This window comes from Candidatus Acidianus copahuensis (genome assembly GCF_000632495.1).
Classification (GTDB): Archaea; Thermoproteota; Thermoprotei_A; order Sulfolobales; family Sulfolobaceae; genus Acidianus; species Acidianus copahuensis.
On record NZ_JFZT01000039.1, the window covers coordinates 21,089 to 47,500 of the forward strand.

Here is a 26,412-nt window from a genome sequence, read left to right on the forward strand (position 1 = left end):
TATTACGTGGGGGGAGTTCTGGCGACCCCAACAGCCACCACAATGAGGGGTCTGTGAGACCCCAGAGTGGTGAAACCGATGAACCGCCTCTGAAGAGAACCATCGCCCTTTAGGGCGGTGAGGACGTCAGATGAGGATAGAAAGTATTTAGTTATCTAATTTATAATTTCTAGGAATAAACATAAGAGAAAGAATTTTTAGTTCGATGTTACGTTCCTCCTTCCACTAAAGTGAATGGACTTATAAGGGATGAGTTCGTGAAACTGTTTCTACTCTAGGATAGCTAAAGGTTTTTAGATATGTTTTAGGAAATTTTTGTGATGAATCCCACATCAATGATGTGCAGTGCACAAAGGTGAGGGATGATACCTAGAGGGATCCGTGCGGTTGATCCCGATGCCCTGTGACCATGACCTGGAGGTAATTGTACTATCAAGAAAGGTGTGGGTTAGGAGAAAGTCCCTAGAGGAGGAAAAATACAGTAAACAACCTAATGATACAATTTAGGGACAAACGGTTATTAGACACAATCTCCAGCACCTCAATACTCTTGGTTATCTAGGAACATAACCAGTTGTTCAACGTCAAATAGAACTTGATTTTTAACTTTATTATTATAATTAAGGTCAAAAAAGTTCCTCCATTGTGGAGGGAGTCTTCCACTCCCTAACCTCAGGATAATAAGATATCAACTTTTGACCTACTTTTGTCGCTCGAGAACCTTTCAAAAGTCATCAACTAGGCTTTCTTCGTAGATCGTTTTATGTATATGAGAGTTGTTCACGAATTCCTTAGATCTTTTGAACCTCTCCTAAAATTCTTCGTTATCCTAAACTTTCCTTAATATGTATAACGATTTCAGCTAATTTTTCAATCTCTTTCGGAGTTTTTACTAACCAAAAGCCCTTAAATAATAAATCCTTATAGAATGGAATTGTAAAGTATCCACTAAGGGGATTTTTAGCCATATTAACTACTAGAGGACCTTGTACAGATCCTGAAAAGTAGTTAGATACATAGTTAAGGGTTGCTAAGATAATCATTTCATTTGGTATAGCTATTGGTAATACTATCGATCTCATTAAGGAGATCGATTGCTCTAGATACAAAAAAGGTTCTACGTGGATTGGACTATCAACTATTACTATATCCTTTTCATCAATGACCTCATAATATCTTGTCTTTATTATGTCTTTATCTACCTTAGAATTCAAGTATGAAGAAAAAGAGAGTATTCCAAGATTCTCGCTTTCAGTATAGTAATCATTACCTTCGATCAGACTTCCAGTTAATCCAAACAATAACGAAATAGTCCTTGATGCAGAAAGATCTACCAATAACACGTTATACTTCTTACTTAATTCCAAAGCAAGATGATAGGATATCGTAGATTTCCCACAACCTCCTTTTGCCCCAACAACGTAAATCTTAATCGTCATAGCTCAAATAGATATCTAAGATACTGTTAAAATCTATGCAAGCATGTAGTGGGATAATGTTTAAATAATGATTAACAGAAAAGACAAACTTAGCTCTTTCTATGTGAAGGTAGATCTCCTCCATGCCTTAAACTAAACAAGTAATTTAACAAATAATTGAACAAAATACAAGAACAAAGCAAAAAATTTCTCTCAGAAAGGTAGTAAGCTTCCTCAAAGACAACATTTAATACCAAAGATGATTAAAAGAGAGTACGATTCTTTTTGGACTAAAAAAATATATAAAGCTTAGGGCGAGCTTCATCACATGGTAAAGCTGATAAATTGTCAAAATGTTCCCCCTCATGAAAAGAGAAAAGCTTTAAGAATACTTAATGACGAGACAGACGTTTACCTTTTCTTAAGTAAGGGAAAGATTATAGAGTATATAAAGTCTTATGATATAGATTCTGGCGAGATATTGCTTATAAGACAAAAAAGCAGGTTACCTCTAGCTAAGGAGATAAGAAGGCTTGTTCAGGAAAAATTTACTGTTAAAGTATTCATTTCTTCTGAGGATCTCTCTTAATTTTCCCTATAATTTCATCAACGTTTATTCCTTCTATTTCTAGTAATTTTCTTTTTATCTCTAATCCTCTTGAGTATCCACCTAATCCATCCTTTGAAATTACTCTATGACATGGAACTATTAGCAGTAGTGGGTTCTTTGATAAAGAAACGCCTATAGCTCTAGAAGAAGTACTTAACCTTTCAGCTATTTCTCCATAGGTTTTTACTTCTCCCCAAGGTATTTTCATTACTTCCTTAAAGACTGATAGTCTAAATGGATTTGTAAACACGTCAATTCTTTCCCTTAAATCTACTCTTTCACCGGAGAAATAACGATCGAGTTTATCAAAGAACTCTGTAAACATTTCATTATTTGTTGAACCTTTTTCTGCACAATCGCAAAAGTCTAACATTACGAAGCCTTTTTCACTCTTTGCGACTGTTATATATCCAAGAGGGCTCTTATATAGTCCGTAAATTATCATTATGAATTACTTACGGCAGTATTGCTTAAATCTCTGTCCACTATTTCCCTCTTTAGTAGAGAAATAAATTGCTTAGCATCAATTACTCTCTCTACATTACCCCTAGATCTCACTGTTAAAGTACCGTTCTCCATTTCTTTTCTCCCAACTACAACTATATAAGGTACTGCCTCATCATATGCTCTCTTAATTCTCTTCGCCAGAGTATCTCCATCATCGAGCTCTGCCCTTATTTTTTCCTTTAACATTTCGGATAGTAATGTCTTTGCATACTCTTGAACGCTTTGATTTACTGGAAGAACTCTAACTTGAACTGGAGATAACCAAGTTGGAAGTTTACCCCTAAAATGTTCTAATAAGATTGCCATAAATCTATCTAGAGTACCGTAAATTGCTCTATGTATCATAACTGGTCTTTTTTTACTCCCGTCCTTATCTGTATACTCTAGCTTAAACCTCTCTGGTAAGTTGAAGTCCACCTGAATAGTTGATAGTTGCCACCATCTGCCTAAACTATCCCTTATATCAAAATCTATTTTCGGACCGTAAAAGGCTCCCTCCTTATCCTTCACAACGTAATTTAACTTAAGTTCCTTAAGTGCAGACTCTAATGCAGAAGTTGCCTTTTCCCACAATTGATCTGATCCTATACTTTCATCAGGTCTAGTGCTAAGATTCAATCTAACATCGTTGGAAGAGAAACCAAATTTACCTAAAACTTCAAGAGTTTTGCTAATTAGTATCTTAACTTCATCCTTTATTTGATCCTCAGTTAGAAACACATGACCATCATCCTGAGTAAATCCCCTCACTCTCAGAAGGCCATAAAGTTCTCCCTTCTTTTCCCAACGATAGACTGTACCAAACTCTGAAAATCTTACTGGAAGATCTCTATAACTTCTACTCCTGCTCTTGAATATCATGATGTGAGCTGGACAATTCATAGGCTTAATTCCAAGTTCATCGTCCTCTTGATTAAATATTAGCATCTTATCTTTATACATGAAGTAATGCCCACTTATTTTCCAAAGCATGGACCTATACACGTGACTAGTGTATACCTCTTGATATCCCATAGAAGCATTTATCTCTCTCATGTAATCCATTAACTCATTTCTAATTATTTGTCCTTTTGGATGAAAAAGTGGAAGACCTGAACCTACTTCATCATGAAAACTAAATAGATCTAACTTTTCACCTATTATCCTATGATCAGTCTCTGACGCTTTCTCTAACCAAGACAAGTAATCCTTCAACTGTTCCTCAGTTTCAAAAGAAACACCTCTTATCCTTACATATTGTTTATCTGGAGAGGGATGGTGAACTGAAATATTTAGGATCTCAAAGTATTGTGGATCTCCAGAAGGAGTAATTTTTTCGTTCAAAGCTATTTCTTGATTACCATACAATAGTTTATTGTCATTAATCTTGTACTCATTATTTGATGGTTTTGCAAATTCTTTAGCTTCCTCTAAGTTTAGGATAGAATCGGACTCAATGTCCACGTAAAAATCTCTTTCTCCTAAACCTATACCAACTACCTTGAATCCCTTTGAAACCAGGTTAATCGCATATATTATTGCGCCCTTAAGCCATAATTGTCTGTACTCATCCATGAGAGAAAAAACTAAACGTCGATATTAAGGTTTTTTGATATCTAGTTAGTTTATTAAGTTCATTGATTTGTAGCAACTACTGTGACATCCCAAAATTCTCTAAACGCCATAAGCTATATAGAGAGTTTTTATATGTGTTAATATAGAAGGATAAATTACTGAAAAGTTATTTTACTGAAAAGTTATTTTATTGTGAGACCTATACGAGTTAGATCTTGTCATCCATAACTAGTAAATTCGTTGAAGTGATTCCAACTTCTATATACATCGACTACGACATAATAGAAATGGAATTTACATCTGTAATAGTATAATGAAGTTACATAAAGAAACTTACGCTTAACCTGTAGATAATCAATGAATGCATAATATTGAAAAAGATGGTGGTGTTCAAGCAATGGACCGGCCGGGATTTGAACCCGGGACCTCTCGGGTGCAAGCCGAGCACTCTTCCAGGCTGAGCTACCGGCCCACAAGAAGAAATACGAAAAAGGATATTTAAATACTTCTTTCTCCTTATTAGCAGAACTTCCTAGCCAATCTTTAAGCCACTTCCCGTTAGCAAAAGTACGGAAAAACCTTCACTTCCTTGTTTCTTGAGTGCGGCAAGCGTTGTTGCAGATGAGTATTCTACATATAATCCTTTTCGGGCAAGTTCTCTCCAAGACGAAAGAATCTCATCTTCATTTACTACTACACATTCTCCGTATTTCTTTAGTATATCTATCATTTCCTTTAAGAGAAAAGGATTTGTAGAAACCAAAGCATCGGCTAAAGATGTTACTTTTTCTGGTGGGGAATACTGAACCCCATTAAGTTTACTACAAACTGGCATTACTTGTTCAGTTTGAACTGCAATTAACTTAGGTATATCTCTTATAATACCCTGAGATGTTAGGTGTCTAAATCCTTCAAAAAGTCCTAGAAGAAGAGTTCCAGCAGAAGTTGGTATAAACACTTCATCTATCTTCTGTGCCTGTCTGGCTAACTCATAAGCAAGACTTCTTATCCCATCTCTAAAGAAGGGTTGTAAAACGTGAGAAGCATAGTAAGATCCTGAACTCTCTGCAGCCCTAGAAACGTCTTCCCTACTCCCATCAACTTTGATAACTTTTGAACCGTAAGCTTCTATTTGCCTTAATTTTGCTCCTCTAGCTGATGAGGGGACAAAGATCTTTACTGACATTCCTGCTGCAGAACCATAGGCAGCTATAGACGCGCCAGCATTTCCTGATGAGTCTTCAGAGATGCTTGTTATACCTTTCTGTTTCAGGTAGGAGATTAGAGTAACAGACCCTCTATCCTTATAAGAACCAGTAGGATTCAAGAAATCAAGTTTATACATAATTTTTCCCTCCATGATCAACGGGGTATTCCACTCACCTAGAGATATCCATTTCTCTAGGTAGGGGAAGTTTTCCCTCATATTTTTTGATAGAGGGAGGTCCTCAAGATCAACCTTAAAAGGTCCTCCACATCTTTTGCATCTTACTTCCATGGATTCCCTTTCCTTACCGCAACGAGCACAGATAACCTTCATCGCTATAAATACAAGTCATGGTCTTTAATTTTACCTTAAAATTTTTCTCCCAACTTTGTGTAATAAGTGTTAATGGAGATAAATCTTTACATTATATATACATATTAATCTTATATAATTGGGAACCGTAGGCAAATTAATTTCTTCTTTTACAAAATTTTTCAATCAACTAGGTTCTTTTAGAGTTTTCTCCTTATTCTTTCCTGTCTTAATAGCTCTTCGATTTTGGTCTTAAAATCCTTCACTTTTCCTTTAATTACTCCAGCATTAAGGATTTCAATAGGTAACTTCATATCAATCTCGATGCGAATAATGGAGGAATTCAGCGTCAGTTTAATCTTCCCTCCTTTTCCTTTTCCATATCCAGCTATATCGATAAAATATGTAACAGAATTTGACGATACCATAATACTTCCGAAGGCTATCATGGCTCCTCCCCCTCTCATAGGAATTTGTGCTGTAAATTCCTTCCCATCTACTTTTACCATCTCTCCCCCAAGTAGATTTGGCAAAAGAAATTCGGGATCTGCAAAGATTTTTATTTCATTTCCATATAGCTTGATAGGTATTTCATCAACTATCAGCATATATTTAACAAAAAGATTTAATAAAAAAATTTATCGTAAGTTGCTAGGTTATAGCACTGTAGAATCCTGATAATTACACAATATCGATATTCCGTAATATAGTTAAAGATAATCGCATGTTAATTCACTTGACCACAGTGTCGCAAAATATGGTAAATCTATCAGTTAGATAGTAATTAACGTGGTTATTAGGATTTTATCAGCAATCGACGACACTATCCACCTAACTCTCAATTAAAGTAAAAGTAAAGTAACAATGGGTCAGTGGGCCCGCCGGGATTTGAACCCGGGATCACGACGACCCGAACGTCGCATCCTAATCCAAGCTAGACTACGGGCCCTTGTTGAAATTTATAGTCAAAGCTTTAATATCTTTTTATGGAAAGTGATTATGTAATTGAAGCTATAGGTAAGAGGATCAGCGGAGATATAGTATGGAGCTCAAATTCAGGAGTTGCCATGAGAAAATGGAGAGAGATGTTTAACGTATCCCAATCAGAACTTGCAAAAACTTTAGGTATAAAACAAACAGTTATAGCAGATTACGAAAGAAACAGAAGACAGCCAGGTAGCGCTTTTGTCAAAAAGTTCGTTGAGGGATTAATGGAGATAGACAGAAAAAGAGGGCTTAAAGTTATATCTGAACTTGGGAAAGCTTTCACCTTAAACTTTTCATTTATCCAGGATCTAAGAGACTTTGAGACTCCAGTAAGACTTGACGATTTAATTATAGCAATTGATGGAATACCTATCGGAACGATGATAAATGCTGAAAAAATATACGGCTATGTAGTTACAGATAGTATAAACGCTATTGCAACCCTAAACGGAATGGAGTTCTATCAATTTTTGTCACTTGTTTTTAATAGAACAATAATATTCACTAAAGTGTCTTCTGGAAGATCTCCTATGATAGCTCTAAAGATTTCTCCAGTTAAACCAAAGGTAGTAGTGTTTCATAGACCTCTAAAAATGGATCCCTTAGCAATGGACTTAGCCGAAAAAGAGGGAATAAGTGTAGTAATTTCGACTAAGGCAAGTGAAGAAAAACTCTTGAAATCGCTTAAGGACCTTGCTGTTCACTCAGAATAAGTATTGCTTGAGCTATATCTCCTTTCGCTTTTATTAATGCATCTTTAGCTTCAACCTCAGTTTTTCCAGTTTGCTGTGCAACAAACTTAATATCTTCGTCCTTTATCTCGACATTACTCTGTACAACTTTCTTCTCTACTCTTTCTTGTCCTCCAGAAACCATTATAGCGTCTTGCCCCATTGCGCTAGTCCTTATAACTGTTGGAGAGTCTATAATTATATTCTCATCTTTAGTTTCAATTATAACCCTAATAGCATCTATATTCTCTGCCTTTATTCCCATTCTTTGAAGATTTTTTAGATCTTTTTGTGATATCTTCTTCATCAATTAAATATGAAACTACACAAACTTAATATTTACGGTTTCTAATCATTAACCAAATGAGTTGTAGTATAAAAATCTTAGGTGGAGGACAGGAGGTCGGTAGATCTGCTATTGAGGTCAACGACTCTGAAGGAAGCGTAGTATTAGACTACGGGGTTAACTTTAACCCTGACGATAGTCCTAACTATCCATTGCAGGATTCGCCGTCAAAAATTAAGGCATTCCTAGTGTCTCACGCACACTTAGATCACGTGGGAGCTTTGCCAATATACCAGATATCTACAAGTAAATCGCTTTATGGAACTAGGTTGACTAAACTAATATCTGAATTGATCCTTAAGGACTTTCTAAAGATTTCAGGTCCTAGAGTTCCATATGAGTGGGTTGAGGTAAGAAAAACGATGGAAAACTTTGAGAGCGTTAACTACGGACAAGAATTTGAGGTAGGATCTTTTCAAGTAAAAATGGCAAATGCTGGTCACATACCTGGAAGTGCAATAACACTAGTCAAAACATCAAAGCATGATGTAGCGTATACTGGAGATATAAATGTTGCAAATACAAAACTCATGTCACCAGCAGACCTCGAGATAATGAAAAGCGCGGAGGTTATAGTAACTGAAGCTACGTATGGAAGGTTTAATCATCCTCAAAGGAAAAGTGTAGAGGATGAGTTCTACAGTTCAATAAGAGAAGTTCTTGAGACAGGAGGTACTGTGCTAATTCCAGCATTTAGCCTATCAAGAAGTCAAGAGATATTAGCCCTTCTTGCTGAAAGAGACTTAGAGTATCCAGTTTTCTACGATGGAATGGTAAGAAAGATCATGGAGTTAATGATAGATAATAGACAGTATATAAATAACTATGATGCTTTAAGAAAGGCATTTGATGAGTTTAGATATGTGGATGGATGGAAGGATAGGGACAGGGCATGGAAAAGTAACGGGGTAATAGTCGCAAGTGCTGGAATGCTAAAAGGAGGGCCAGCTGTATATTACTTCAAGAAAATGGCTGAAAATTCAAAGAACGCTATATTTTTAGTAAGCTACCAAGCAGAAAACACTCCTGGTAGAAAATTACTTGAATTAGGTAAGTTCGATGACGACTCAAGTTTACTTAAGGCTAGACTCCAACTCTTTGACTTTTCAAGCCATGCCGGTAAGAATAAACTCTTAGAAATATTAAAGGCATCAAATAACCTGCAAAAAGTTATAGTGGTTCACTCTTCTCCAGACAGCGCTCAATACTTTGCTGAATACGCTAAGCAAGAATTAGGAGTAGAAGTTATAGTCCCGGAAAACGGACAAGAAATAAAGCTATGATACAACTTTTCATTCATGCATCAAACTTCTCCTATGAGACGAAAGAGAAAGCTGTTGATTTAGCAGAAGAGGATTATCTCCCTTCTTTAAAAAAGGAAAACGTCTTAGTTGTTTTTACCGCCGTAGAAAAAGGTGATGATAATGAAGTAATAGAGAAAGCTGTTGAAAACGTGTTAGATGTTTACTCAAAGATAAAGGCAACATCCGTTGTGATTTATCCATATGCTCATTTGTCTAGAAATCTATCAGATCCAGTAACCGCGATCTCGATCCTTAAAGAGATTGAGAAAAGGCTTAAAGAAAAAGTTGAGGTATACAGATCTCCTTTTGGTTGGTATAAGGCTTTTACAATATCTTGTATTGGTCATCCATTAAGCGAGTTATCAAGAAGGATTACAAAAGGTTCAGAACTTGTGAAAACTGAGGAGCTAGATGTATGCAATAAGTTTGGCTTTCCATATTCTGCTAATGCATCCTTTATGAAGAACGCTACACTAGAGTATCTTAAGACTATATTTAAACCAGAAAGCGTTATTCTAGGAAATACTGAAGATATACCTAAAGGTTCAATGGCAGTTAAGTTCCTTCAACCTCAGGGAAGACCTCTTCCTTGTATTAACGAAGATCCTAGGATGATAATAGTTTTTAATGGAGAAGCTAAATTAGATTTTCCAAAAAATTTTCATGACTCAAAGAATGAAGTAAAAGTCTGGGACTTTTATGATGGTAAAACGTCAGTAGATATTGGTGGTCTTATTTACTACATCCTTTTTAAGGCTAGGAATATGCCAACTCCAATCCTTCCACTTTGGATTTCTCCAATCCATGTAAGACTACTTCCTGTTAAGGAGAACATGCTACAAGTCGCAATTGAGTTTGCAAACAAATTGAAAGATGCAGGTCTTAGAGTTCAAATAGATGCTAGAGAAAGTCTAGGTAATAGGATAAGGAGAGCGGGAACAGAGTGGATCCCCTACATGGGCATAATAGGAGAAAGGGAAATAAAGACAGGCACTCTAACTATTAGAATAAGAGGAAATAATGACCAAAGAACTATGACATTAGATGAGCTGATCTCTATTATAAAAAAAGAAGATCCCCTTTTGATTCCTCAAAACGTGCCGGTGAGTTCATGATTACCGTGGAAGTTCCACTAAAGGCAACTCTATTCGGAGAACATGCCGTTGTATATGGAGAACCAGCAATAGCAATGACGATATCTGAAAAAATGGTGATAAGAATCATGGAGAGCGACAAGTTGATATTCAAGTCCAACTCCTTAGCAATTAAAGGAGTGAAGGTCGAACTTGATGGAATGAAGTTAGAAAGTGAAGAGGCGAGTAGGATTTTATCTTACGTGATTCATGCGGTAGATCACTTCGGTAAAAGAAAACCGGCTCTAATAGACGTAGAGTCACCCGTTGAACCTTCAGTTGGGCTCGGAACTAGCGCTGGTATAATAGTTGGAATAGTTTCCGCATATTCTAAGTTCTTAGGTTATCAACTCTGTAAAGAAGAAATCGCCAAGATATCCCATAAGGTGGAATTAGAGGTTCAGGGAATTGGCAGCAGAATGGATACTAACACGATATCAATTGGGGGTCTTCTCTACTTTAAAAGGGAAGGAGGATATGAAAAGATAAATAAAGAGGTAAAGATCTCAGCGGGTTATATAAAGAGAACGTCTACTACAGCTGAGATCCTTAAGAGAGTAAAAGCGTTAAAGGAAAAGGACGAAGACCTTTTTAAGGAAATCATTATTACAATAGGAAAAACTGTTGATAGAGCAAAGAAAGCAATAGAGAATGATGATAGGGAGGAGTTAGGTAACCTTATGTACGTAAATCACGGTCTTCTCATGTCATTGGGAATAACGATCCCACCAATAGATGAAATGGTTTCTTCAGCCAAAACTCTTGGAATTCAAGGATGTAAGATAAGTGGAGGAGGAGGTGGAGGATTAGTAGTCTGTACAGAAGATGAAAGATCTAAAATTCTTTTATCTTACATTGGAGCAAAACTGATAAATTCAAAACAATCAAACGAAGGAGTAATGATAAAAGAAATAAGACAGTAAATTGAAGTTAAAGTTTGTGTGCGGAATCATAGGAATAGTGACGAAGAGAAGGGAAGGACAGACTGCAGAAATAGCAGTGGAGTGTCTAGATAGGCTTAGTTATAGGGGATATGATAGTGTTGGTGTAGCTACACTAGGGGATAATCTTGAAGTAGTAAAAATGAAGGGAAAAGTAGAGGACTTCTCTCATAAGTTCGATGTAAATTCAATAAGAGGGAAGGTCATTCTAGGTCATACAAGATGGGCTACTCATGGTCCTCCAACGGACTACAACGCACATCCACATACTGACTGTAGTAATTCAATAGCAGTTGTTCATAACGGTACTATTGAGAACTTTAGGGAGCTAAAAGCTGAACTTGAAATGCTTGGACATAAGTTTAAGAGTCAAACTGATACTGAAATAATACCTCATCTAATAGAGGAGTTCAAGAGACGAGGAATGGATAGTTTTTCTGCGTTCAAAGCAACAGTTAATGCAATTGAGGGAACATACGCTATCCTTGCAGTAATCAGAGGGGATAATAGAATATATTTTGCAAAAAAGTATAATCCATTAGTTATAGGAATAGGAGAGGATACAAATTACATTTCCAGCGATATTCCGAGCTTTCTTCCGTATACTAAGACAATTGTTGTTATTTCTGATGACGAAGTAGGATATCTTACCGCGGATAGCCCTCTAAATGGTGGAGTTTACATTGAACACAAGGGAGAAAAAATCGAAGTAAACGATAGAATAAAGATCATAAACTGGGATGCTGAGTCTGCATCTAAAGAGGGATATAGGCACTTCATGGAAAAGGAGATAATGGAAAGTCCTAGATCGGTAAAGGAAACAATTTCTGGACTATTAGCGGATATTGATGAAGTCATGAAAGCTGTTAAGATTTTGAAAGACTCTAGAAGAATCTTAATAGTTGGTGCTGGAACAAGCTATCATGCAGGGCTACTATTCTCAATCCTCCTTCAAAGAGAAGGTATTAACGCAATACCTGTAATTGCCTCAGAGTACTATAACTATAGAACTTCTACAGATGACTCAATCCTTGCAATAAGCCAAAGTGGTGAGACGCTTGATGTTAGATTGGCCATTGGTAAGTTTAAGGCAGAAGGTTCGAAAATCATTTCACTGACAAACGTAATTTACAGTGAAATCTCTAGGCAAAGTGACGTTAGTTTATATACTAGTGCAGGTCCAGAAATTGGAGTAGCTGCTACTAAGACTTTTACTTCACAAGTTGCCTCTTTGCTTTTACTATGGTCTGCGATTAAGGACGAAGACTTCTCATACTTGAGGAATGCCCATATCGTTGTAGAAGACTCATTAAGTTTGAGCGGAAAAGCCTCAGCTTTTGGCGAGGAACTAGCCAAACAAAGTAATGCTTACTTTTTAGGCAGAGGGCTTTCTCTTCCACTTGCGATGGAGGCAGCTCTTAAGGTCAAGGAAATAGCTTACATTCACTCTGAGGCTTATCCAGCTGGGGAAAGTAAGCATGGACCAATAGCTCTAGTAACTCAAGGGTTCCCAGTGATTTTTATCAATGGTGAAGAGGATCTTGGTCTACAAGATAACGTACAAGAAATGAAGGCTAGGGGTTCTAAAACTTATTCAATTTCGATCAATAAAAGTTTAAATACTGATAGAGAAATACTCATAAAGGTTAATGATAAGAGGCTATTTCCTTTGGCTATAGCCCCGCTTATACAAATCTTGGCGTATAGATCTGCAGTAATTAAGGGAACGGATCCGGATAAACCAAGAAACTTGGCTAAGACGGTGACAGTGCGTTGAAGGCAATAGTTTTGGCTGCCGGAAGAGGTGAGGGTCTACTCCCATTTACTGAAGGAGAGCAAAAGGAATCAATTAGCCTTCTAGGAAAGTCGATAATATCTTATTCTTTAGAGGGATTAAAGAAGGCAGGGATTAAAGAAGCAGTTGTAATAATTAACGATAGAGGAGTGCAGATTGATGTAGATTTACCCATAGAACTAGTTAGACAAAAAACTCCTGGAATCACTGGGGCTGTCAGAGATGGAATGGAGAAAATAGATGACGATTACTTTGTCCTAACTTTTGGGGACATAGTCTCTCCTCCAGAATTTTACATAAATCTAATGAATGCTTATGCGGTAAATGGCGAAGCAGTGTTTTCCTTAGTTCCAGTAAATGAGGGAATCCAAACATATGGGTTAGCTAGAATAAGAAATGAAAAGTTAGAGATAGTTAAAGATGGAGAATCAACTCTAGCTTTAGGAGGAGCTTACGTTTTACCAAGGGGGGACTTCGATGATTTGCTCGAATACCTTTCAAGGATATCAGAAAAAGCGAAGTACTTTATATGGTCAGGAGAGTGGGCAGATATAGGCTATCCTGAAGACCTAATAAATGCAGTAGAGATGATGCTCAGAAATAGGAAGACAATTATAGGAGATTCGTTAATATCAAGAACAGCAGTAATAGGTAAAGCTATAATTGAGGATGGAGCTATAATCGATGACTTTGCAGATATTAAGGGCCCTGCATATATTGGCAAAAACGCTTACATTGGTTCGTTCTCCCTAATAAGGGATTACTCCTCTATAGAAACAGGAGCTCAAGTAGGAGCTTACTGCGAAGTATCGCATTCGCTAATTCAGCCTAAGGCCATAATAGGATCAAAGAGTTATCTGACTTACTCGGTCATAGGCAGGGAAGCAAATATTGGTTCATCAGTAATAACTGCTAATTATCCAGCAAAGACAAGTAGAGGAAAGGTAAATAAATTAGGAGCCCTAATTTCTCCTTGGAAAGAAATAAAACATGGTAGTGTTCTAGAACCTGGATATAAGGTTTAACTCTTCATTTTTTCCTAGAACATAAGAGAAATCTTTAATAACTTTTAATTTCTTCTCATATAAAAAATGTTATCAATAGTTATACCTGCTTACAATGAGGAAAAAAGAATAGGTAACGCGATTAACACTCTAGAAAAATGGTTACCATCATCAGAAATTATAGTTATATTTGATGGAAAAGATAAAACACCAGAAGTAGCTAGATTATTTCAAGCAAAGATATACGAAAGTAAGGAAAGGTTAGGAAAAGGCGGAGCAATAAAAGAGGGAATAAGAAGATCAACAGGAGAAAGAATATTCGTTATTGATGCCGATATACCTCTCTCTAAAGATGACGCTTTAAGGATGATCTCTACTGACGCTGATCTAGTCATACCTAAGAGGAAGATCATTGGAATGCCTTGGAAAAGAAGATTTTTACATGGGTCATTTATCTTTCTAGTAAAACTCTTTTTTCCATCACTTGCAAATATATCTGATTTTCAGGGAGGAGCTAAAGTACTAAATGGAAATAAAGCTAAAAATGTTCTAGATGAGATCATTATAAATGATCTCCTAATAGATATTAATTTGATTTATGCATTCAAGAGGAGAAAGTATAAGGTACGTGAAATAGAAGTAGGATATGTACATGATGAGAGTAATAGTAAGATATCGAGGTCGTTGATTAAGGTAATTATTTTAATGTTCCTTTCCCTAATTAAGCTCAGAGTTTATTACTCTCCGCTTAGAGGCATTTTACAAAGTAAAACATTTCTAAAAGTTCAAGACTTGATTTTAAGAAGGCTCAGGTAATACATGCCTTTTTCCTACTAAACTGACTTCTACCTTTCAAAAGGCCATGACTTTCAATTCTAACGTCTCAAATTGCTAGTCATTTAACTAAGTTCACACAACATATAGATGATGCTAACATAAAAGTTACTGAGATATTATAATATCATGAAGAGATTTAGAAATCTAATCCGGAGGAATTTCCTTATATACAACGTCTATGTCTATTCCTTGCTTTCTCCTAACTATTTTAGCTAGAATGTAAGTTATTACACCTAGTCCAACTAAACTAATTATGTAACCCGTTCCTATCATATTAATACCTGTTGAAGAGATAACTCCGAAGTAAGGGTTTGTGAAGGATTCGTAGCCTAGGAATAACATAAAAATAGCGGAAATTACCCCTGAAATTATAATCTTGGTGTCCTTATCATGCTTTCCTACTTTAATACCTGTCAAAGAGACTAGGAAAAGGTACGCTACAGCCAACGGAGTATATGCGTAAAGCGACTCAGCCCCACTTACGGAAATTATAGGGATGGCTAAGAATCCGAGCGTTACCAGCAAATCAAGAAGATGAGCATAAATTGGAGAAGATGCCTTATTAAGCTTAGCAAATATTGATGGAAAAAGCCTATCAAAAGAGAAGGCAAATATATACCTAGAAAAGACTATTATTCCAAAAGCCATGATAAAGAAGTTCCACGCTATTAGAGTTATCCCAAGAAGAACTTGAAGAGGTAGAGGAGATAAAGCGATAGAAACTTGCCAAAAATTATAGGTAAAGGTAGGATAAAGCGAGGCATTAAAAGCATATCCTCCAGCAATGTCCATAAGAAAGAATGGAAGAGTTATCATTATAGCTGTCATTATACTCCCAAGGATAAGGTTATACTTCAATGATCCTTCCTTAGCCTCAGAGGCAACTGCAGGACCAGCGTAAAGCCAAATATAAGCGTAAGATGCAAAATAAGGTATCATGTAAAGAGTTGCAGGTAAACTAAACGTAGGTCCAGTATAGGGTTTTGAAGATAAATTACAGACTGAGAGAAATCTAGATATACTTTCATGAAAGTCTGGAATATTTATTGCAAGTATAATCATAGCTATTATCAAACCTGCTGAGGAGATTAGACCTAGCACTGTAGTTAAACTATAACCCCATCTAGGCTTGGCTATGTTTACGCCTATGATAATTGCGAAAGCTACGGCAGCAACGACGTAAATTATCATGTCGTGAATTAAACCAACATTATTATAAGGATTTACAAAGACATTATTAGCTAGATAAGTAAGGAAACCAAGGTGATTTAATGCACCTATTTCAGAGAGTACAGCATTTATAGCTACAGCTGAGAAGAAGGCTGAAAGTGCAAAATATGGTGGCATATTGAAAGCTATAGCTACCCCCATAATGCTACCTAGACCGCTATGTAACTTTCTTGAAAGCCATATGTAATCCCCGCCAGTTCTAGGTATCCTCATCATAAGCCAAGTATAAACAAAAACCAATGGAAGAGAAAGAAGAAAAGTCAATAACGAAGAAATCCATAGAACTCCTCCCTTTACTATATAGGGAGATATACCTTGAAATACCGCTAATCCCGCTCCCATATTAGCCACGTTCAACATAACCAAATCTCTCAAACTAACGTCCTTCATTAATCCTGATGATTCTCTAAGAAACTTTGACATAGATTTAATTTATCTAAAATGTTTTTAAGTCTATCGAACATTTGTTCGACTATATTCATTACATAAAAGAAGACCTTCTTTAGTTAGATGATAACGCTTCTTTGTTATTTCTACTATCCCGTCGGCCTGAAGATCTGCTAAATGGAACTTTAAAGAGTCAGTAGAAAGATTTACATTATCCTTTATCTCCTTGAAAGACGCTTCACCCACACAAAGAAAAGTTATAATCTTTATTTTTATCGTGGATAGCTTTCCTTTTCTTTCACTCATATAATAAAGAGAATAGTCTAAATTCGACTTAAATGTTACGGTTTAACCTTAAAGGAAATGATTCAGTTTCCATCTTTATCTATCTTGGAGTTAGGTGGAGATCCCACCAAAGGATGTGTAAACTATTCTGAGAAATACAAAGCTTATTTCACACAATTTCTCAGTGCTAATGAGAGAGCCGTAGTAATGAACTTGGTGTAGCCCAAGGATTTCATGGACAATGAATGTCCGTAAAGCCAAACCTAGACTGACCAAGTTATTCATGTATAGCCTCCTCCAACACAGTAATCCATATATCCAAATTAGGAAAGTCAGAGTGATTAACGTATAATCACTAATACGCTAAGCAGAACAAGGAAACCACCAACTACCTCAGTAACTGACGGAATCTGATTAAAGAGCGGTATTGAAATAATTGTGGCTACAACGGGTTCTAAAAGACCTATTGTCTCTATATGTTGTGGTTTAACCTTTCCTGACGTATAAATTACTGATGTGTGTCCAATTAATGTTGGTATTAATATTAGCCCGATTAAAGCTAAAATTGAAGTTAAGTTAACTTTGCCTAAACCTTCAATTGCAAATAAAGGGAAAGAAAAGAACGCCGATGATAAGTAAATACTTGAAGTTATCTCAAGTACGTTCCCACTCCTCTTACTTAACAGTAGAGTATAAATCGATATACTTAGTGCTGATAAAATGGAAAGTATATTTCCTAAAAGATCTCCATTATTTAACGGATAATTCATGATCAATACACCTAAAAAACCAAGAGAAGCCATTTCATAGTCTAACTTCTCACTTTTGAACTTACCTAGAGATGCAAAAAGTATCGAGAAAAAAGGCGAAGTGGAAACCAGAACTGTTGCGTCTATTATTGTTGTATTATAAACTCCTAAGATAAAAAGAATCATATGAATGGAAAGGAGAAAACCAAGAGGAGCGTATTGCAATATTTTCCTAGGATTGATTTTACCTAAAGAGAGAATTAGACCAGCAATTGCAAATCTAAAGAACGTAATAGAACCTGGTGACATTCCGGAGATCTTTATAAATATTGCAGCAAAACCAAAGGAGATACCACCTATCACTAGAATAGCGTAAAACTTATTCATGGTTTACCTTAAGACATACAAAATTATTAGTTCGCCTATTAGGGGAACTAATTTGACCTTTTGGTCGATCTTACTGCTTCTTAATTAACCCTTGCCTTGCTGAGGTATATGAGTATAAAACTCTAGAGGATCTAACTGGTTCCTAACCACCAGTAGATGAGATGTTAAGCGTACCCTTTGAGTTTTCTTAACTTTTTAGTTAGAAAATAAACTTTGTAAATACTAAATCTTAATATTTAGATATTTTTACTATTATGATTTTAAGTCTAAGGTTCAGTAGGACGAGGACGCCACGCCCCTGCTAGGACTCAGAGTTAAGGGTTTTCGCCATGCTAAATCTTTTAAACCTTGAATTAAACCTAAAATATGTGCCGCAGTAGCTCAGCCTAGTAGAGCGCTGCCCTGGTAAGGCAGAGGTCCCGGGTTCAAATCCCGGCCGCGGCTTATTTCTTGTTATTTTGAAAGAACCTAAAACGACTGACTACATCTTTTAGGAAAAGAAAATCAGATAAGCCGTTAGATAATCTTTGTAAGCTTAGTGGAACGTATTACGCCAGGGCCTGCTGAAGCTGAAAGTAATATGTCTACATATACCTTGAAGTATTGTTTATCTATAATTTTCCTTCCAATTCTAATCTGGGTGTTTATCCAACATAAACCTTTACCACTCTTCCCTAAGCTGAAAGATATTTCAAATTACTTGGGATAGAAAATTTTGTAATTTTATGCGTGATTACTAGTATTCAAAATTACTTATTCATGATTGATTAACATGTATTAACAGCATCAAATAAGCACTTATGGGAAAAGCGTTACATTTATTTTTAAAAGAGAGCCTATCACTAACATACGGATAAGCACTATCTACCATTTTTGAGATCAACCGAATCACCGGTCTAGCTAAGGTAGAGGTACTGGGTTAGAATCTTGACTATAAGTCCATTTCTTATAGAATTAAAACTGAATTAGGGGAATACTTTACCTTAATTGTTGTTTGTCAACAAAGATATCAACGGAATTTTCAGAGGAGAGCAAAAGCTGCTTCTAGATCATTAGAATCATGCGTCTATGTTTTCCACTTTAATGCCGAGAATTCCTCACTAACTCATCGTATTGAAATTCCTTTGTATTAGATACTGGTTTTAAGGTACATAATAGCCACATCTCTTGAATAAAGCAGTTACGAGGTCGACTATTACCAAAGAGTTTAAGATAAATATGAAAAGAACAAATAATTTAGTGCTTCTACTATGGGAATAGTAAAGTTTATGTGGAACAATAAAGAGATCACCGTTAAAGAAATCGATCAAAATATTCTAGTAGTGAGAAATATAACAGAGGAAACATTAAAAATTGCCCAGTTAGGGAAGTTTAAGCTTTTTGAGTGTAAAGATAATGAAGAGGAATGTCTACAAATGGTTACAAGACTACTTTTAAAAATACCAAAATCGTGTAAGTTCTCATAAACAATACTCAGCTATTCATTTTATATATTAAAATTTAATAATCTGGTGTTCTAATTATATTAGGAAAGAAAAATGGTTGCAGAAGATATAGTAAAAGTGAGTAGAAACTATCAGGTAACAATACCAGCAAAAATAAGACAAAAATTTCAGATTAAGGAAGGGGACTTAGTTAAAGTAGTTTATAACGATAAAGAGGGAACAGTTAAGATAATAGTAACTAAAGAGTAAGCCCTCTCTATATCCTACTGAAAGAAATCAGAAGACCCTGCGGATAATGGATTAAACTATGTTAAAAATTAAGAGAAAATTAAAAGTTTTTAATTCACTATTATTTTTTGATTAAGAGGAAGGAAAACTCCCGTTTAAAGCAGTCTCGCTTAAATTGTGGGATTTTACACATTTTACGATATTTCCCTTTCCAAGATACCTATATTTAAAAACACAGCAATTATCTGTCCCACGCTTAAGTAATGCAGACCTGAAGAAGGGACTGAAAAAGGATAGGGAGGAACTAAGGATGTGCGGATTTCCCTACGCCTGCCTCGATGGTGTAGATAGGGTTAGCTCGCTAATGGAACGTAATAATGGACTTTGTTCGCAAAGTGGTGTATCCCAAGTATTTCATAGACAATAAATGCCCGTAAAACCCCTTTTTAAAAATATAAATGACCAAGATTAATACATTCGTCAAAAAATATTGTTTATTCTACATATAGCCACAAACCTTATATAATATATTTCTAAAATTAAATATGGTGTCGTAACGTGAATAATAACGATTTATTTTCCATTTTTTTAGCCAAAGTAGACCTTTCTAAGAAGGATATAACATTTATAAAGAAAATATTAAAAGTTTCAGGAATTAAAAGTGTGGAGGAGATAGTCAATTTGAGTCTATTACCTGTAACTCCCACTACTGCAACTGATCCGACTGATACTAAATCCCCATGGGGATAGAATTTTGATTTTTTTACTTAACGAAATTTGTGACGTGCCAAAAGATTTTAGGTTACTTGCAATAAATGCTAATTTATTTTTAGATAAATACTCTGAAGTAAGTAATATAATTCAATCAAATCACGTCCTTAAGCTTTACATTATATTTGATAGTTTTGACGTATCTAAACTTCCTGAGCTTAAAGACAAACTCCTCAGTTTGTTAAATCACATAAGCAACAAGGACTTAGGTCTAGTTCTCTTATACCCTAATAATGATGACAAAAGTATTATCAAAATAATTACGTATTTAAGAGGCTTCTCAACTTATTTTTTCCTTTTATTTTATAAAGAGATTTCAAGGAATTTATTAGATTCCGAGATCGTGAATAAAACTTTGATTGAAGTATATTTATTAGATGACGAAGACGTTTGGTTTTATAACGATCTAAAACTAGTTGAAAAAATAGGCGATAAATATAAGGTTTATCTGAATCCGTTTAAAGTTGAAAAAATAGTCCAACTTGAGGACGTTTTAAAACCCCACATGTTCTTAAACATATCAAGGACCTACGTCAGACATGACCCTTTAAAGGCTTTTTTGATCTGGCAATTTGAAGGAATAGTGCTAGAGCTTACTTATAAGTGCAATTTTACGTGTGAACATTGCTACGTTAATTCTTCACCTAAAAGGAAAGAGGTAATGAAATTGGAGATAGCTAAGTCTGTCCTGGAGCAATGTCTTTATCTTCCATATATTGAGAAAAGAGTTCATTTTACAGGTGGAGAGGTTAGTCTAATTTGGGAAAGTTTTTTGGAAATTGCTAAGTACGCAAAAAATTTAGGATATTCAATAAGCTTCGCAACTAATGGAGTATGGGCATTAAATGAAAACAAGATAGATGAGATTAAGCGCATTGGCTTTAATGACATAGAGTTTAGCATAACGCCATACCACATTAAGTTCTGGAAAAAAGAGAAATTAGTTAAGGCTATAACTAATATGAAGAAATCCGGACTTAGCTTTTACATAAGATGGTTAAGTGATATGGATCATTCTCTAGATGAGTTGTTTAATGATTTCCATGAGATAATAAGGGGAATAAAGGTTATATCGTCTCCTGTCCTTAGAATAGGAAGAGGTAGAAATATCAATGGTTTTAAGGATTTTCCTACGGGAAGTTGTTTTAACTTTCTCAACTTAACTGTGACCCCAAATGGAGATTTGTATCCATGCTGTAATGGATCTGAAACTACAGCGCTCGGAAGACTAGGAAACGTAAAGGATGGAGTCGAAAATGTCTTATCTACGTCTAGAACGTCTACGTTAAGGGCGTTAACTTTACTAGGACCTGGTTTCTTTTACAAAAAGCTAGGCATAAAGTTAAAGGACTACGTAAGCATATGCGAGATGTGTAACGATATTTTAAATGACGAATCGACTTACGCAGAAATAAGGAAGTTCTTGAGGAAACAGAAATGATAGAAGTAAGCCATGTTTACAAGAGTTATGGAAAAGTGTTAGCTAACGAAGATATATCCTTCAACCTAGAGAAAGGTTTACTTGCGATTATAGGCCCTAATGGAGCTGGAAAGACCACATTAATAATGCAAATCATAGGAAACTTAACTCCTGATAGAGGGGAGATCCTAATTGACAACTATAAACCGGGTGAAAGAAAGGCGAAGGAACTATTAGGAGTTATCCCTCAAAACTCAATACCAATAAGCAACTTAAGCGCAAAAGATCACGTTAATATGTTTGCTAAATTAAGAGGTATAAAATTGAACAAACGTGATATTAATGAAATCTTGAAAGTTCTTGAAATCGACCCAAACAAATCAACTAATGAAATGTCTGGAGGTGAAAGGAGAAAAGTGCTTTTAGCCTCGGTTTTAGCGTTAAGGTCTAAATACCTTATTTTAGACGAACCGACAGTTGGTCTAGATCTAGAGTCTAGGAACCACATTCATAACGTCTTGAAGTCAATGAAGGCAGAAAGAGGAATAATATTAACTACCCACTACTTGGAAGAGGCAGAAAAATTAGCTGATAACTTCCTTCTTATGAAGAGAAAGGTTTTGCTCTATGGAAATAAAGAAGAGGTATATAGAGAAATTTTCGGTAGGAAGATTTACATAGTTACTATTGGGGGAAAGAAGGAAATAGTACCCAAAGAGAAGATAGAGGAAGTAATCAGAAAGTATAAGGACGAAGACGTGGAAATAAGAATGCCGAACCTTGAGGAGATCTACTACGAGGTATTCGGAGATGAGAAAAAGGTTAACTGAAATAGCGTATTTAATGGAATTATACTTCAAGAGACAAACTAGAATAAGAAACATAGCTTCGATTCTTTTCTCAAGCATAATTTATCCACTTGGATTATACTTTGGAATTGGTCACTTGATACCTAGAGATCAGTTAGTATATTACATCGCAGGTCTTATAACTCTTTTTTTACCACCTCTGCTCTAAACGGAACGGCAGGTTGGCTAGCATTCGACAAATCATGGGATTACTTACTATTGATCAAAATGCTAGGCCCTTCCATCTTGGACTATGCAATAGCCATATCGTTATCTCAACTATTATTAGCCTTACCTGGTAGTATAGTAATTTTCCTTCTATACACTAGCCTAAATAAATTACCAATTTTAATTCTAACAGTTCTACCTTTACCTATAATTTCTGGAAATATTGCAACTATTATAACTTTACTTATCAAACAGTATTCCATCATAACTGTAAGTTCTCAAATATTCTCTAATTTGGTTTCTATATTTCCTCCTGTGTTTTATTCGCCTTCCCTACTAGGAATTTATGGTAGTGTAACTAAAGCGATATTTACAGTAGATGCGGCAGGAGCTATAAGATCTATAATGAACGAAAACGTGTATAATTGGATATTTTATGAGATCATTCTATTAGCTTACTTGGCTATAACATTCTTAATTACTAAAATAATATCAACGGTTTCTCCTCAGTAGTTTAAATCCTATTCTTGTAAAGCTTTGTTTAAAATCAAAATGTAGAAGTCTATAGGTTTTTGTCTCTTGACATTCATTAATAAGGAATAAAGTCTTTTTGTATAGCTATTAAAGAAAGAGAGAATAAGAAATTACTGACTAGATTTTTTAAAGCCCTAATCTAGATGATTATGCGTAACTAAAAAGGAATTCCCAGACCTTTCTGCTGAATGTTAATCATTTTAGATGATCTCCCTATCATTACAAGGAAACCTTTTTGAGACCGTTTTAAATTCTATGCGGTCAAGGTTATGAGTATCTTAGAGTCTATAGAGTTAAGTTCTCTATTTTATAGTTACAATATCACTTATCGTAGTCAATTACGATCACTTTCCCTGTAATGCTAAAAATAAGATGAGGCAGAGATCTCAATAGAATATTATATTTTATTTATCTTTAATAGAGAATCTCTATCAATCATAAGCATATTTTTAACAGAATTAATCTACTATTTTCTGTTCGTTTATTCCTCTTATTAAGTTATTAACATACTCTTCCTCACTCAATTCTAATGGATTTATCACATAACACATTAATCCTCCCATAAATGCCCTTACCTTTATCACGTTCTCTATTGTAGAATTGCCAAAAACTCTTTCAGCTACTTGCTCTACTAAGGAAGAGCATACTTTGAATACTGTAGACGCTATTTCAGGGTATTGTCCGCGGAGCGATAGGACGTTTAAGAATAGACTTCTTTCAGCGTCATTAGAATATTTCTCCAAGAACTTCATCCCTATATTCCTTAGTAGTTCTATTCCTTCTGTCTTTTGATCAAGACATGACCTTATTAGTTTATCAGGTAGAGAAGACCTAGCAACCTCTAGGATTAGTTCGTCTTTGTTATGAAAGTACCAAAATAGTAGTCCCTTAGAAACTCCTGCCGCGCTAGCTATTTCTTGCATTGAAGTTTCATTGAATCCTCTTTTAGAGAATATTTCCTTTGCAGCGTTAACTATTTTTTGATGTACTTGCTTTTTCTTTTCAATTCTTTTCTCCATAGGTTAAGATCGCATTGAGGCGTAATTAATTTTACTGACTATCCGATTTGACCATATTGCTTGACCAGTTGGTAAATTTTTTAAATATATAGACAAACAAGCCAGTATGACATTAGAAAAATTCTCAATAATGAGTTTTGGGATAACCCTTGGGTTAGGAGGTTATGCCTTAGTTCTAGGTAATTTTTTCCCTCAAATTACACAGCTAGTAGTTTGGATAGAAATCCTATTGTTTTTTATTTTTTCACTAATTTATTGTAGGAAAGATCATAGTTCATCCTGGAATTGTCAAGAAAGAAGTTACAGATCCAATTGTTGGTAACTTTTACGCTTTACAACCAATCTCTGCTGTTATAGTTGCTATACTCGCTTGGAATTCACCTCAATTTTCAATTGGAGAGTTTCAATTATACTTTCCTTTTTGGCTATCCCAAGGTCTTCTTTTATATGGCGCAGTTCTCATTTTTTCCTTAACAGTATTTCTAGAGTATCATTTCATTGCAAACATCACACATCACGACCCAAGGGAACTCCTTATTAAGCATGTATTAAAGAGTTAAGAGGAATTCCTCTGCCCTTTTTATGAAGTCTTCCAGGAGGAAAGTGGTTAAGGATCACTTGGAAGATCTTGAGGATCGAAAGGGAAAAGTGAACTGTTGACTTTCTTCTCTTCGTTTAATAGCTTGATGCAAATATTTCCTAGAGGAAGTTTAAGAACGTTTGGGGAAATTACTAAAATTCTCTTAACATACATATTTGCCAATTACGAAAGACGATGCATTAGAGGTTGCAAGAGAGAAAAGGAAAAACAATGAATGTAATTTGTTAAATAAAGCAGTTAAGGTAAAAGGTTAAAAGGATACTCTATTTATAATGTTAAACATGGAAACGCTTTGTGGAAAGAAAATATTTCCTATTGGTCTCGGAACTTGGGGCATTGGTGGAGGCTATTGGGAAAGAAATGATACAAATGATTTGAATGACCTTTCTTCACTTACTTACGCAATTACTAAAGGGATTAACGTTATAGATACTGCAGAGATGTATGGTGCAGGCCATGCAGAGGAACTTGTTGGAAAGGTAATTAAGGATAGAGAGAAGATCGTAATTATCACTAAGGTATGGCCAAATCACCTAAAATATGAACAGGTAATCGAGGCTGCCAAGAACAGCTATGCTAGGTTAGGAACGTATATTGATCTTTACCTTATTCATTGGCCAAATAACGTAGTACCTCTTAAGGAGACTATAGAGGCAATGGATTACCTAGTAGATCAGGGAATTGTTAAGTGTATTGGAGTAAGCAACTTTTCAAGGAAGTTAACGGAGGAGGCAATTTCCTATTCTAGACATAGAATCATAGCTAATGAGATCGAATATAACGTCATGAATAAGAATGTAGAGAAGGATATAGACTTTTATAGAGATAACGATATAGCGATAATTGCCTATAAGCCTCTTTCAGGGTCAATTCAAAATAAGGTTTTAGCCGAGATAGGTAGAAAGTACGGGAAGACATCTGTTCAAGTAGCTTTAAATTATTTGATGAGAAACTCTATTCCTATACCTAAAGCGACAAAAAGAGAACATATAGACGAGATAGTTGGCGCATATGGATGGAGTTTAGATATTGAAGATATAAGTACTATAAAGGAACTCTGAACTTGTTCCGTTAAATGGAGATTTTGTAAAGTTCTCAATAAAAATGCCAAAAGAAAATATCAGATATACGTAACCAATTAAGAATAAAGGCAATAACCAATACTATTAACTTCTTCCCTTATGTGACTCATCTCATAATTAGACCATAAAGTAAATTGCAACACAGGACACATAACCCTCACTTCAAAAGAATGAAAAATACAAAATGAAAAAGAACAAAAGTGAAGAGAAATGAGGCTAATCGTGGCTAATTTAACCCAACCACCTAAGGACTACATGCTAAGGCTCGCCCTATTGGGAGTGGCGGACTAAACTCCTCGGACTTTCGCCCTCGGAGAGCACATCCCCACCCCATCAACCCCCTGTTATAGAGGAGGGCTCTCGCGGGTTTCCCCGCAAGGGTGCCTCGTTTCGGGAGAGGATTCTCGCTTAGATGCTTTCAGCGATTATCCCTTAGGGCGTGGCTGCCCGGCAGTGCCCGACCGGACAACCGGTAGACTAGAGGCCCCGATACCCCGTTCCTCTCGTACTTGGGGTACCTTTCCCTCAAGCACCCTACACCTCCTACCCTTAGAGTCCGACCTGTCTCGCGA

General features: G+C 35.7%; 27 protein-coding genes, 3 tRNA genes and 1 rRNA gene (1 of these 31 running past the window's edge). 18 read left to right on the plus strand and 13 right to left on the minus strand.

Going from position 1 to position 26,412, the window contains the following annotated elements; translation table 11 throughout:
* Nucleotides 1-824: 824 nt before the first annotated feature.
* Nucleotides 825-1,439 (minus strand): ParA family protein, encoded by a 615-nt coding sequence (locus tag CM19_RS04600; protein ID WP_048099280.1) that lies wholly within the window; start codon nucleotides 1,437-1,439, stop codon nucleotides 825-827.
* A gap of 307 nt (nucleotides 1,440-1,746) precedes the next feature.
* On the opposite strand from CM19_RS04600, the gene CM19_RS04605 reads away from it, so the two are divergent.
* Nucleotides 1,747-2,007 (plus strand): hypothetical protein, encoded by a 261-nt coding sequence (locus CM19_RS04605; protein ID WP_048099281.1) that lies wholly within the window; start codon nucleotides 1,747-1,749, stop codon nucleotides 2,005-2,007.
* Here the strand turns inward: CM19_RS04605 and CM19_RS04610 are convergent.
* The 6 genes from CM19_RS04610 to CM19_RS04635 form a co-directional block, all read right to left on the minus strand.
* Complete coding sequence (locus CM19_RS04610) at nucleotides 1,982-2,473, minus strand: methylated-DNA--[protein]-cysteine S-methyltransferase (RefSeq protein WP_048099282.1); 492 nt, start codon at nucleotides 2,471-2,473, stop codon at nucleotides 1,982-1,984. The genes CM19_RS04605 and CM19_RS04610 overlap by 26 nt on opposite strands.
* Nucleotides 2,473-4,089, minus strand: a complete 1,617-nt coding sequence (gene thrS, locus CM19_RS04615; RefSeq protein ID WP_048099283.1) for a threonine--tRNA ligase — start codon at nucleotides 4,087-4,089, stop codon at nucleotides 2,473-2,475. Before thrS ends, CM19_RS04610 begins: the two co-directional genes overlap by 1 nt.
* Nucleotides 4,090-4,487: 398 nt before the next feature.
* A tRNA-Ala gene (locus CM19_RS04620) sits at nucleotides 4,488-4,561 on the minus strand.
* A gap of 60 nt (nucleotides 4,562-4,621) precedes the next feature.
* Nucleotides 4,622-5,629, minus strand: coding sequence for a pyridoxal-phosphate dependent enzyme (locus tag CM19_RS04625; protein WP_048099284.1), 1,008 nt, complete (start codon nucleotides 5,627-5,629; stop codon nucleotides 4,622-4,624).
* A 179-nt stretch (nucleotides 5,630-5,808) separates the two neighbouring features.
* Nucleotides 5,809-6,216, minus strand: coding sequence for an STK_08120 family protein (locus tag CM19_RS12730; RefSeq protein WP_048099285.1), 408 nt, complete (start codon nucleotides 6,214-6,216; stop codon nucleotides 5,809-5,811).
* A 265-nt stretch (nucleotides 6,217-6,481) separates the two neighbouring features.
* A tRNA-Pro gene (locus CM19_RS04635) sits at nucleotides 6,482-6,557 on the minus strand.
* A 37-nt stretch (nucleotides 6,558-6,594) separates the two neighbouring features.
* Here CM19_RS04635 and CM19_RS04640 point away from each other — a divergent pair.
* Nucleotides 6,595-7,308: a helix-turn-helix domain-containing protein gene (locus CM19_RS04640; RefSeq protein WP_048099286.1), complete on the plus strand. Its 714-nt coding sequence runs from the start codon at nucleotides 6,595-6,597 to the stop codon at nucleotides 7,306-7,308.
* Here the strand turns inward: CM19_RS04640 and CM19_RS04645 are convergent.
* The gene (locus CM19_RS04645; protein ID WP_048099287.1) at nucleotides 7,280-7,633 is read right to left on the minus strand and encodes a nascent polypeptide-associated complex protein; all 354 of its coding nucleotides are present in this window, start codon (nucleotides 7,631-7,633) and stop codon (nucleotides 7,280-7,282) included. The two genes, CM19_RS04640 and CM19_RS04645, sit on opposite strands and share 29 nt — an antisense overlap.
* A 56-nt stretch (nucleotides 7,634-7,689) precedes the next feature.
* On the opposite strand from CM19_RS04645, the gene CM19_RS04650 reads away from it, so the two are divergent.
* From CM19_RS04650 to CM19_RS04675, 6 genes are all read left to right on the plus strand, one after another.
* Nucleotides 7,690-8,955: an MBL fold metallo-hydrolase gene (locus tag CM19_RS04650; RefSeq protein WP_048099288.1), complete on the plus strand. Its 1,266-nt coding sequence runs from the start codon at nucleotides 7,690-7,692 to the stop codon at nucleotides 8,953-8,955.
* Nucleotides 8,952-10,091 carry a threonyl-tRNA synthetase editing domain-containing protein gene (locus tag CM19_RS04655; protein ID WP_048099289.1) on the plus strand — a complete coding sequence of 380 codons (1,140 nt, stop codon included), beginning with the start codon at nucleotides 8,952-8,954 and terminating at the stop codon, nucleotides 10,089-10,091. Before CM19_RS04650 ends, CM19_RS04655 begins: the two co-directional genes overlap by 4 nt.
* The gene (mvk, locus tag CM19_RS04660; RefSeq protein WP_048099290.1) at nucleotides 10,088-11,032 is read left to right on the plus strand and encodes a mevalonate kinase; all 945 of its coding nucleotides are present in this window, start codon (nucleotides 10,088-10,090) and stop codon (nucleotides 11,030-11,032) included. Before CM19_RS04655 ends, mvk begins: the two co-directional genes overlap by 4 nt.
* Before the next feature lie 16 nt (nucleotides 11,033-11,048).
* Entirely contained in the window at nucleotides 11,049-12,827 is a 1,779-nt protein-coding gene (glmS, locus tag CM19_RS04665; protein ID WP_048099291.1) for a glutamine--fructose-6-phosphate transaminase (isomerizing), read from the plus strand.
* On the plus strand, nucleotides 12,824-13,870 hold the full coding sequence (locus CM19_RS04670; protein WP_048099292.1) for a nucleotidyltransferase family protein: 1,047 nt from the start codon (nucleotides 12,824-12,826) through the stop codon (nucleotides 13,868-13,870). The genes glmS and CM19_RS04670 overlap by 4 nt, the downstream gene beginning before the upstream one ends.
* Nucleotides 13,871-13,936: 66 nt before the next feature.
* Nucleotides 13,937-14,665 (plus strand): glycosyltransferase, encoded by a 729-nt coding sequence (locus CM19_RS04675; protein ID WP_048099293.1) that lies wholly within the window; start codon nucleotides 13,937-13,939, stop codon nucleotides 14,663-14,665.
* A 165-nt stretch (nucleotides 14,666-14,830) separates the two neighbouring features.
* Here the strand turns inward: CM19_RS04675 and CM19_RS04680 are convergent, their stop codons facing one another.
* Together CM19_RS04680 and CM19_RS04685 are read right to left on the minus strand one after the other, a co-directional pair.
* Nucleotides 14,831-16,339: an amino acid permease gene (locus tag CM19_RS04680; RefSeq protein WP_048099294.1), complete on the minus strand. Its 1,509-nt coding sequence runs from the start codon at nucleotides 16,337-16,339 to the stop codon at nucleotides 14,831-14,833.
* A gap of 30 nt (nucleotides 16,340-16,369) precedes the next feature.
* A complete protein-coding gene (locus tag CM19_RS04685; protein ID WP_048099295.1) occupies nucleotides 16,370-16,609 on the minus strand; it encodes a winged helix-turn-helix domain-containing protein in 240 nt (79 codons plus the stop codon).
* A 57-nt stretch (nucleotides 16,610-16,666) separates the two neighbouring features.
* On the opposite strand from CM19_RS04685, the gene CM19_RS13075 reads away from it, so the two are divergent.
* Nucleotides 16,667-16,810, plus strand: coding sequence for a hypothetical protein (locus tag CM19_RS13075; protein ID WP_160164867.1), 144 nt, complete (start codon nucleotides 16,667-16,669; stop codon nucleotides 16,808-16,810).
* 119 nt (nucleotides 16,811-16,929) lie between these two features.
* Here CM19_RS13075 and CM19_RS04690 read toward each other — a convergent pair whose 3' ends face one another.
* Nucleotides 16,930-17,724, minus strand: coding sequence for a DMT family transporter (locus tag CM19_RS04690; protein WP_048099296.1), 795 nt, complete (start codon nucleotides 17,722-17,724; stop codon nucleotides 16,930-16,932).
* Nucleotides 17,725-18,094: 370 nt separating this feature from the next.
* Here CM19_RS04690 and CM19_RS04695 point away from each other — a divergent pair.
* The 8 genes from CM19_RS04695 to CM19_RS04730 all read left to right on the plus strand — a co-directional run bounded on the left by CM19_RS04695 (nucleotide 18,095) and on the right by CM19_RS04730 (nucleotide 23,117).
* A tRNA-Thr gene (locus tag CM19_RS04695) sits at nucleotides 18,095-18,168 on the plus strand.
* An 806-nt stretch (nucleotides 18,169-18,974) separates the two neighbouring features.
* Nucleotides 18,975-19,190, plus strand: coding sequence for a hypothetical protein (locus CM19_RS04700; protein WP_048099297.1), 216 nt, complete (start codon nucleotides 18,975-18,977; stop codon nucleotides 19,188-19,190).
* A 72-nt stretch (nucleotides 19,191-19,262) separates the two neighbouring features.
* Nucleotides 19,263-19,418 carry an AbrB/MazE/SpoVT family DNA-binding domain-containing protein gene (locus CM19_RS04705; RefSeq protein WP_048099298.1) on the plus strand — a complete coding sequence of 52 codons (156 nt, stop codon included), beginning with the start codon at nucleotides 19,263-19,265 and terminating at the stop codon, nucleotides 19,416-19,418.
* Between the two features lie 537 nt (nucleotides 19,419-19,955).
* The gene (locus CM19_RS04710) at nucleotides 19,956-20,147 is read left to right on the plus strand and encodes a hypothetical protein (protein WP_048099299.1); all 192 of its coding nucleotides are present in this window, start codon (nucleotides 19,956-19,958) and stop codon (nucleotides 20,145-20,147) included.
* 34 nt (nucleotides 20,148-20,181) lie between these two features.
* The gene (locus tag CM19_RS04715; protein WP_048099300.1) at nucleotides 20,182-21,609 is read left to right on the plus strand and encodes a radical SAM/SPASM domain-containing protein; all 1,428 of its coding nucleotides are present in this window, start codon (nucleotides 20,182-20,184) and stop codon (nucleotides 21,607-21,609) included.
* The gene (locus CM19_RS04720; RefSeq protein WP_048099301.1) at nucleotides 21,606-22,418 is read left to right on the plus strand and encodes an ABC transporter ATP-binding protein; all 813 of its coding nucleotides are present in this window, start codon (nucleotides 21,606-21,608) and stop codon (nucleotides 22,416-22,418) included. Before CM19_RS04715 ends, CM19_RS04720 begins: the two co-directional genes overlap by 4 nt.
* Nucleotides 22,399-22,605: a hypothetical protein gene (locus tag CM19_RS04725; RefSeq protein WP_048099302.1), complete on the plus strand. Its 207-nt coding sequence runs from the start codon at nucleotides 22,399-22,401 to the stop codon at nucleotides 22,603-22,605. Before CM19_RS04720 ends, CM19_RS04725 begins: the two co-directional genes overlap by 20 nt.
* A 50-nt stretch (nucleotides 22,606-22,655) precedes the next feature.
* The gene (locus CM19_RS04730) at nucleotides 22,656-23,117 is read left to right on the plus strand and encodes a hypothetical protein (RefSeq protein WP_160164868.1); all 462 of its coding nucleotides are present in this window, start codon (nucleotides 22,656-22,658) and stop codon (nucleotides 23,115-23,117) included.
* A 479-nt stretch (nucleotides 23,118-23,596) separates the two neighbouring features.
* Here CM19_RS04730 and CM19_RS04735 read toward each other — a convergent pair whose 3' ends face one another.
* Nucleotides 23,597-24,157, minus strand: coding sequence for a TetR/AcrR family transcriptional regulator (locus CM19_RS04735; protein ID WP_048099304.1), 561 nt, complete (start codon nucleotides 24,155-24,157; stop codon nucleotides 23,597-23,599).
* An 882-nt stretch (nucleotides 24,158-25,039) separates the two neighbouring features.
* Here CM19_RS04735 and CM19_RS04745 point away from each other — a divergent pair.
* Complete coding sequence (locus CM19_RS04745) at nucleotides 25,040-25,819, plus strand: aldo/keto reductase (RefSeq protein WP_048099615.1); 780 nt, start codon at nucleotides 25,040-25,042, stop codon at nucleotides 25,817-25,819.
* Between the two features lie 276 nt (nucleotides 25,820-26,095).
* Here the strand turns inward: CM19_RS04745 and CM19_RS04750 are convergent.
* Nucleotides 26,096-26,412, minus strand: a 23S ribosomal RNA gene (locus tag CM19_RS04750) (it continues 2,711 nt past the right edge of the window).

Excerpts from the sequence above, each read along its gene's own strand:
- CM19_RS04700 (WP_048099297.1), top strand. The coding sequence starts at position 18,975 with ATGGGAATAGTAAAGTTTATGTGGAACAATAAAGAGATCACCGTTAAA.
- CM19_RS04745 (WP_048099615.1), top strand. The coding sequence starts at position 25,040 with ATGGAAACGCTTTGTGGAAAGAAAATATTTCCTATTGGTCTCGGAACT.
- CM19_RS04640 (WP_048099286.1), top strand. The coding sequence starts at position 6,595 with ATGGAAAGTGATTATGTAATTGAAGCTATAGGTAAGAGGATCAGCGGA.
- CM19_RS12730 (WP_048099285.1), bottom strand. The coding sequence starts at position 6,216 with ATGCTGATAGTTGATGAAATACCTATCAAGCTATATGGAAATGAAATA.
- mvk (WP_048099290.1), top strand. The coding sequence starts at position 10,088 with ATGATTACCGTGGAAGTTCCACTAAAGGCAACTCTATTCGGAGAACAT.
- CM19_RS04735 (WP_048099304.1), bottom strand. The coding sequence starts at position 24,157 with ATGGAGAAAAGAATTGAAAAGAAAAAGCAAGTACATCAAAAAATAGTT.
- CM19_RS04645 (WP_048099287.1), bottom strand. The coding sequence starts at position 7,633 with ATGAAGAAGATATCACAAAAAGATCTAAAAAATCTTCAAAGAATGGGA.
- CM19_RS04610 (WP_048099282.1), bottom strand. The coding sequence starts at position 2,473 with ATGATAATTTACGGACTATATAAGAGCCCTCTTGGATATATAACAGTC.
- CM19_RS04685 (WP_048099295.1), bottom strand. The coding sequence starts at position 16,609 with ATGAGTGAAAGAAAAGGAAAGCTATCCACGATAAAAATAAAGATTATA.
- CM19_RS04600 (WP_048099280.1), bottom strand. The coding sequence starts at position 1,439 with ATGACGATTAAGATTTACGTTGTTGGGGCAAAAGGAGGTTGTGGGAAA.
- thrS (WP_048099283.1), bottom strand. The coding sequence starts at position 4,089 with ATGGATGAGTACAGACAATTATGGCTTAAGGGCGCAATAATATATGCG.
- CM19_RS04725 (WP_048099302.1), top strand. The coding sequence starts at position 22,399 with ATGAGAAAAAGGTTAACTGAAATAGCGTATTTAATGGAATTATACTTC.
- CM19_RS04720 (WP_048099301.1), top strand. The coding sequence starts at position 21,606 with ATGATAGAAGTAAGCCATGTTTACAAGAGTTATGGAAAAGTGTTAGCT.
- CM19_RS04690 (WP_048099296.1), bottom strand. The coding sequence starts at position 17,724 with ATGAATAAGTTTTACGCTATTCTAGTGATAGGTGGTATCTCCTTTGGT.
- CM19_RS13075 (WP_160164867.1), top strand. The coding sequence starts at position 16,667 with ATGATTCAGTTTCCATCTTTATCTATCTTGGAGTTAGGTGGAGATCCC.
- CM19_RS04675 (WP_048099293.1), top strand. The coding sequence starts at position 13,937 with ATGTTATCAATAGTTATACCTGCTTACAATGAGGAAAAAAGAATAGGT.
- CM19_RS04680 (WP_048099294.1), bottom strand. The coding sequence starts at position 16,339 with ATGTCAAAGTTTCTTAGAGAATCATCAGGATTAATGAAGGACGTTAGT.
- CM19_RS04650 (WP_048099288.1), top strand. The coding sequence starts at position 7,690 with ATGAGTTGTAGTATAAAAATCTTAGGTGGAGGACAGGAGGTCGGTAGA.
- CM19_RS04705 (WP_048099298.1), top strand. The coding sequence starts at position 19,263 with ATGGTTGCAGAAGATATAGTAAAAGTGAGTAGAAACTATCAGGTAACA.
- CM19_RS04655 (WP_048099289.1), top strand. The coding sequence starts at position 8,952 with ATGATACAACTTTTCATTCATGCATCAAACTTCTCCTATGAGACGAAA.
- CM19_RS04605 (WP_048099281.1), top strand. The coding sequence starts at position 1,747 with ATGGTAAAGCTGATAAATTGTCAAAATGTTCCCCCTCATGAAAAGAGA.
- CM19_RS04625 (WP_048099284.1), bottom strand. The coding sequence starts at position 5,629 with ATGAAGGTTATCTGTGCTCGTTGCGGTAAGGAAAGGGAATCCATGGAA.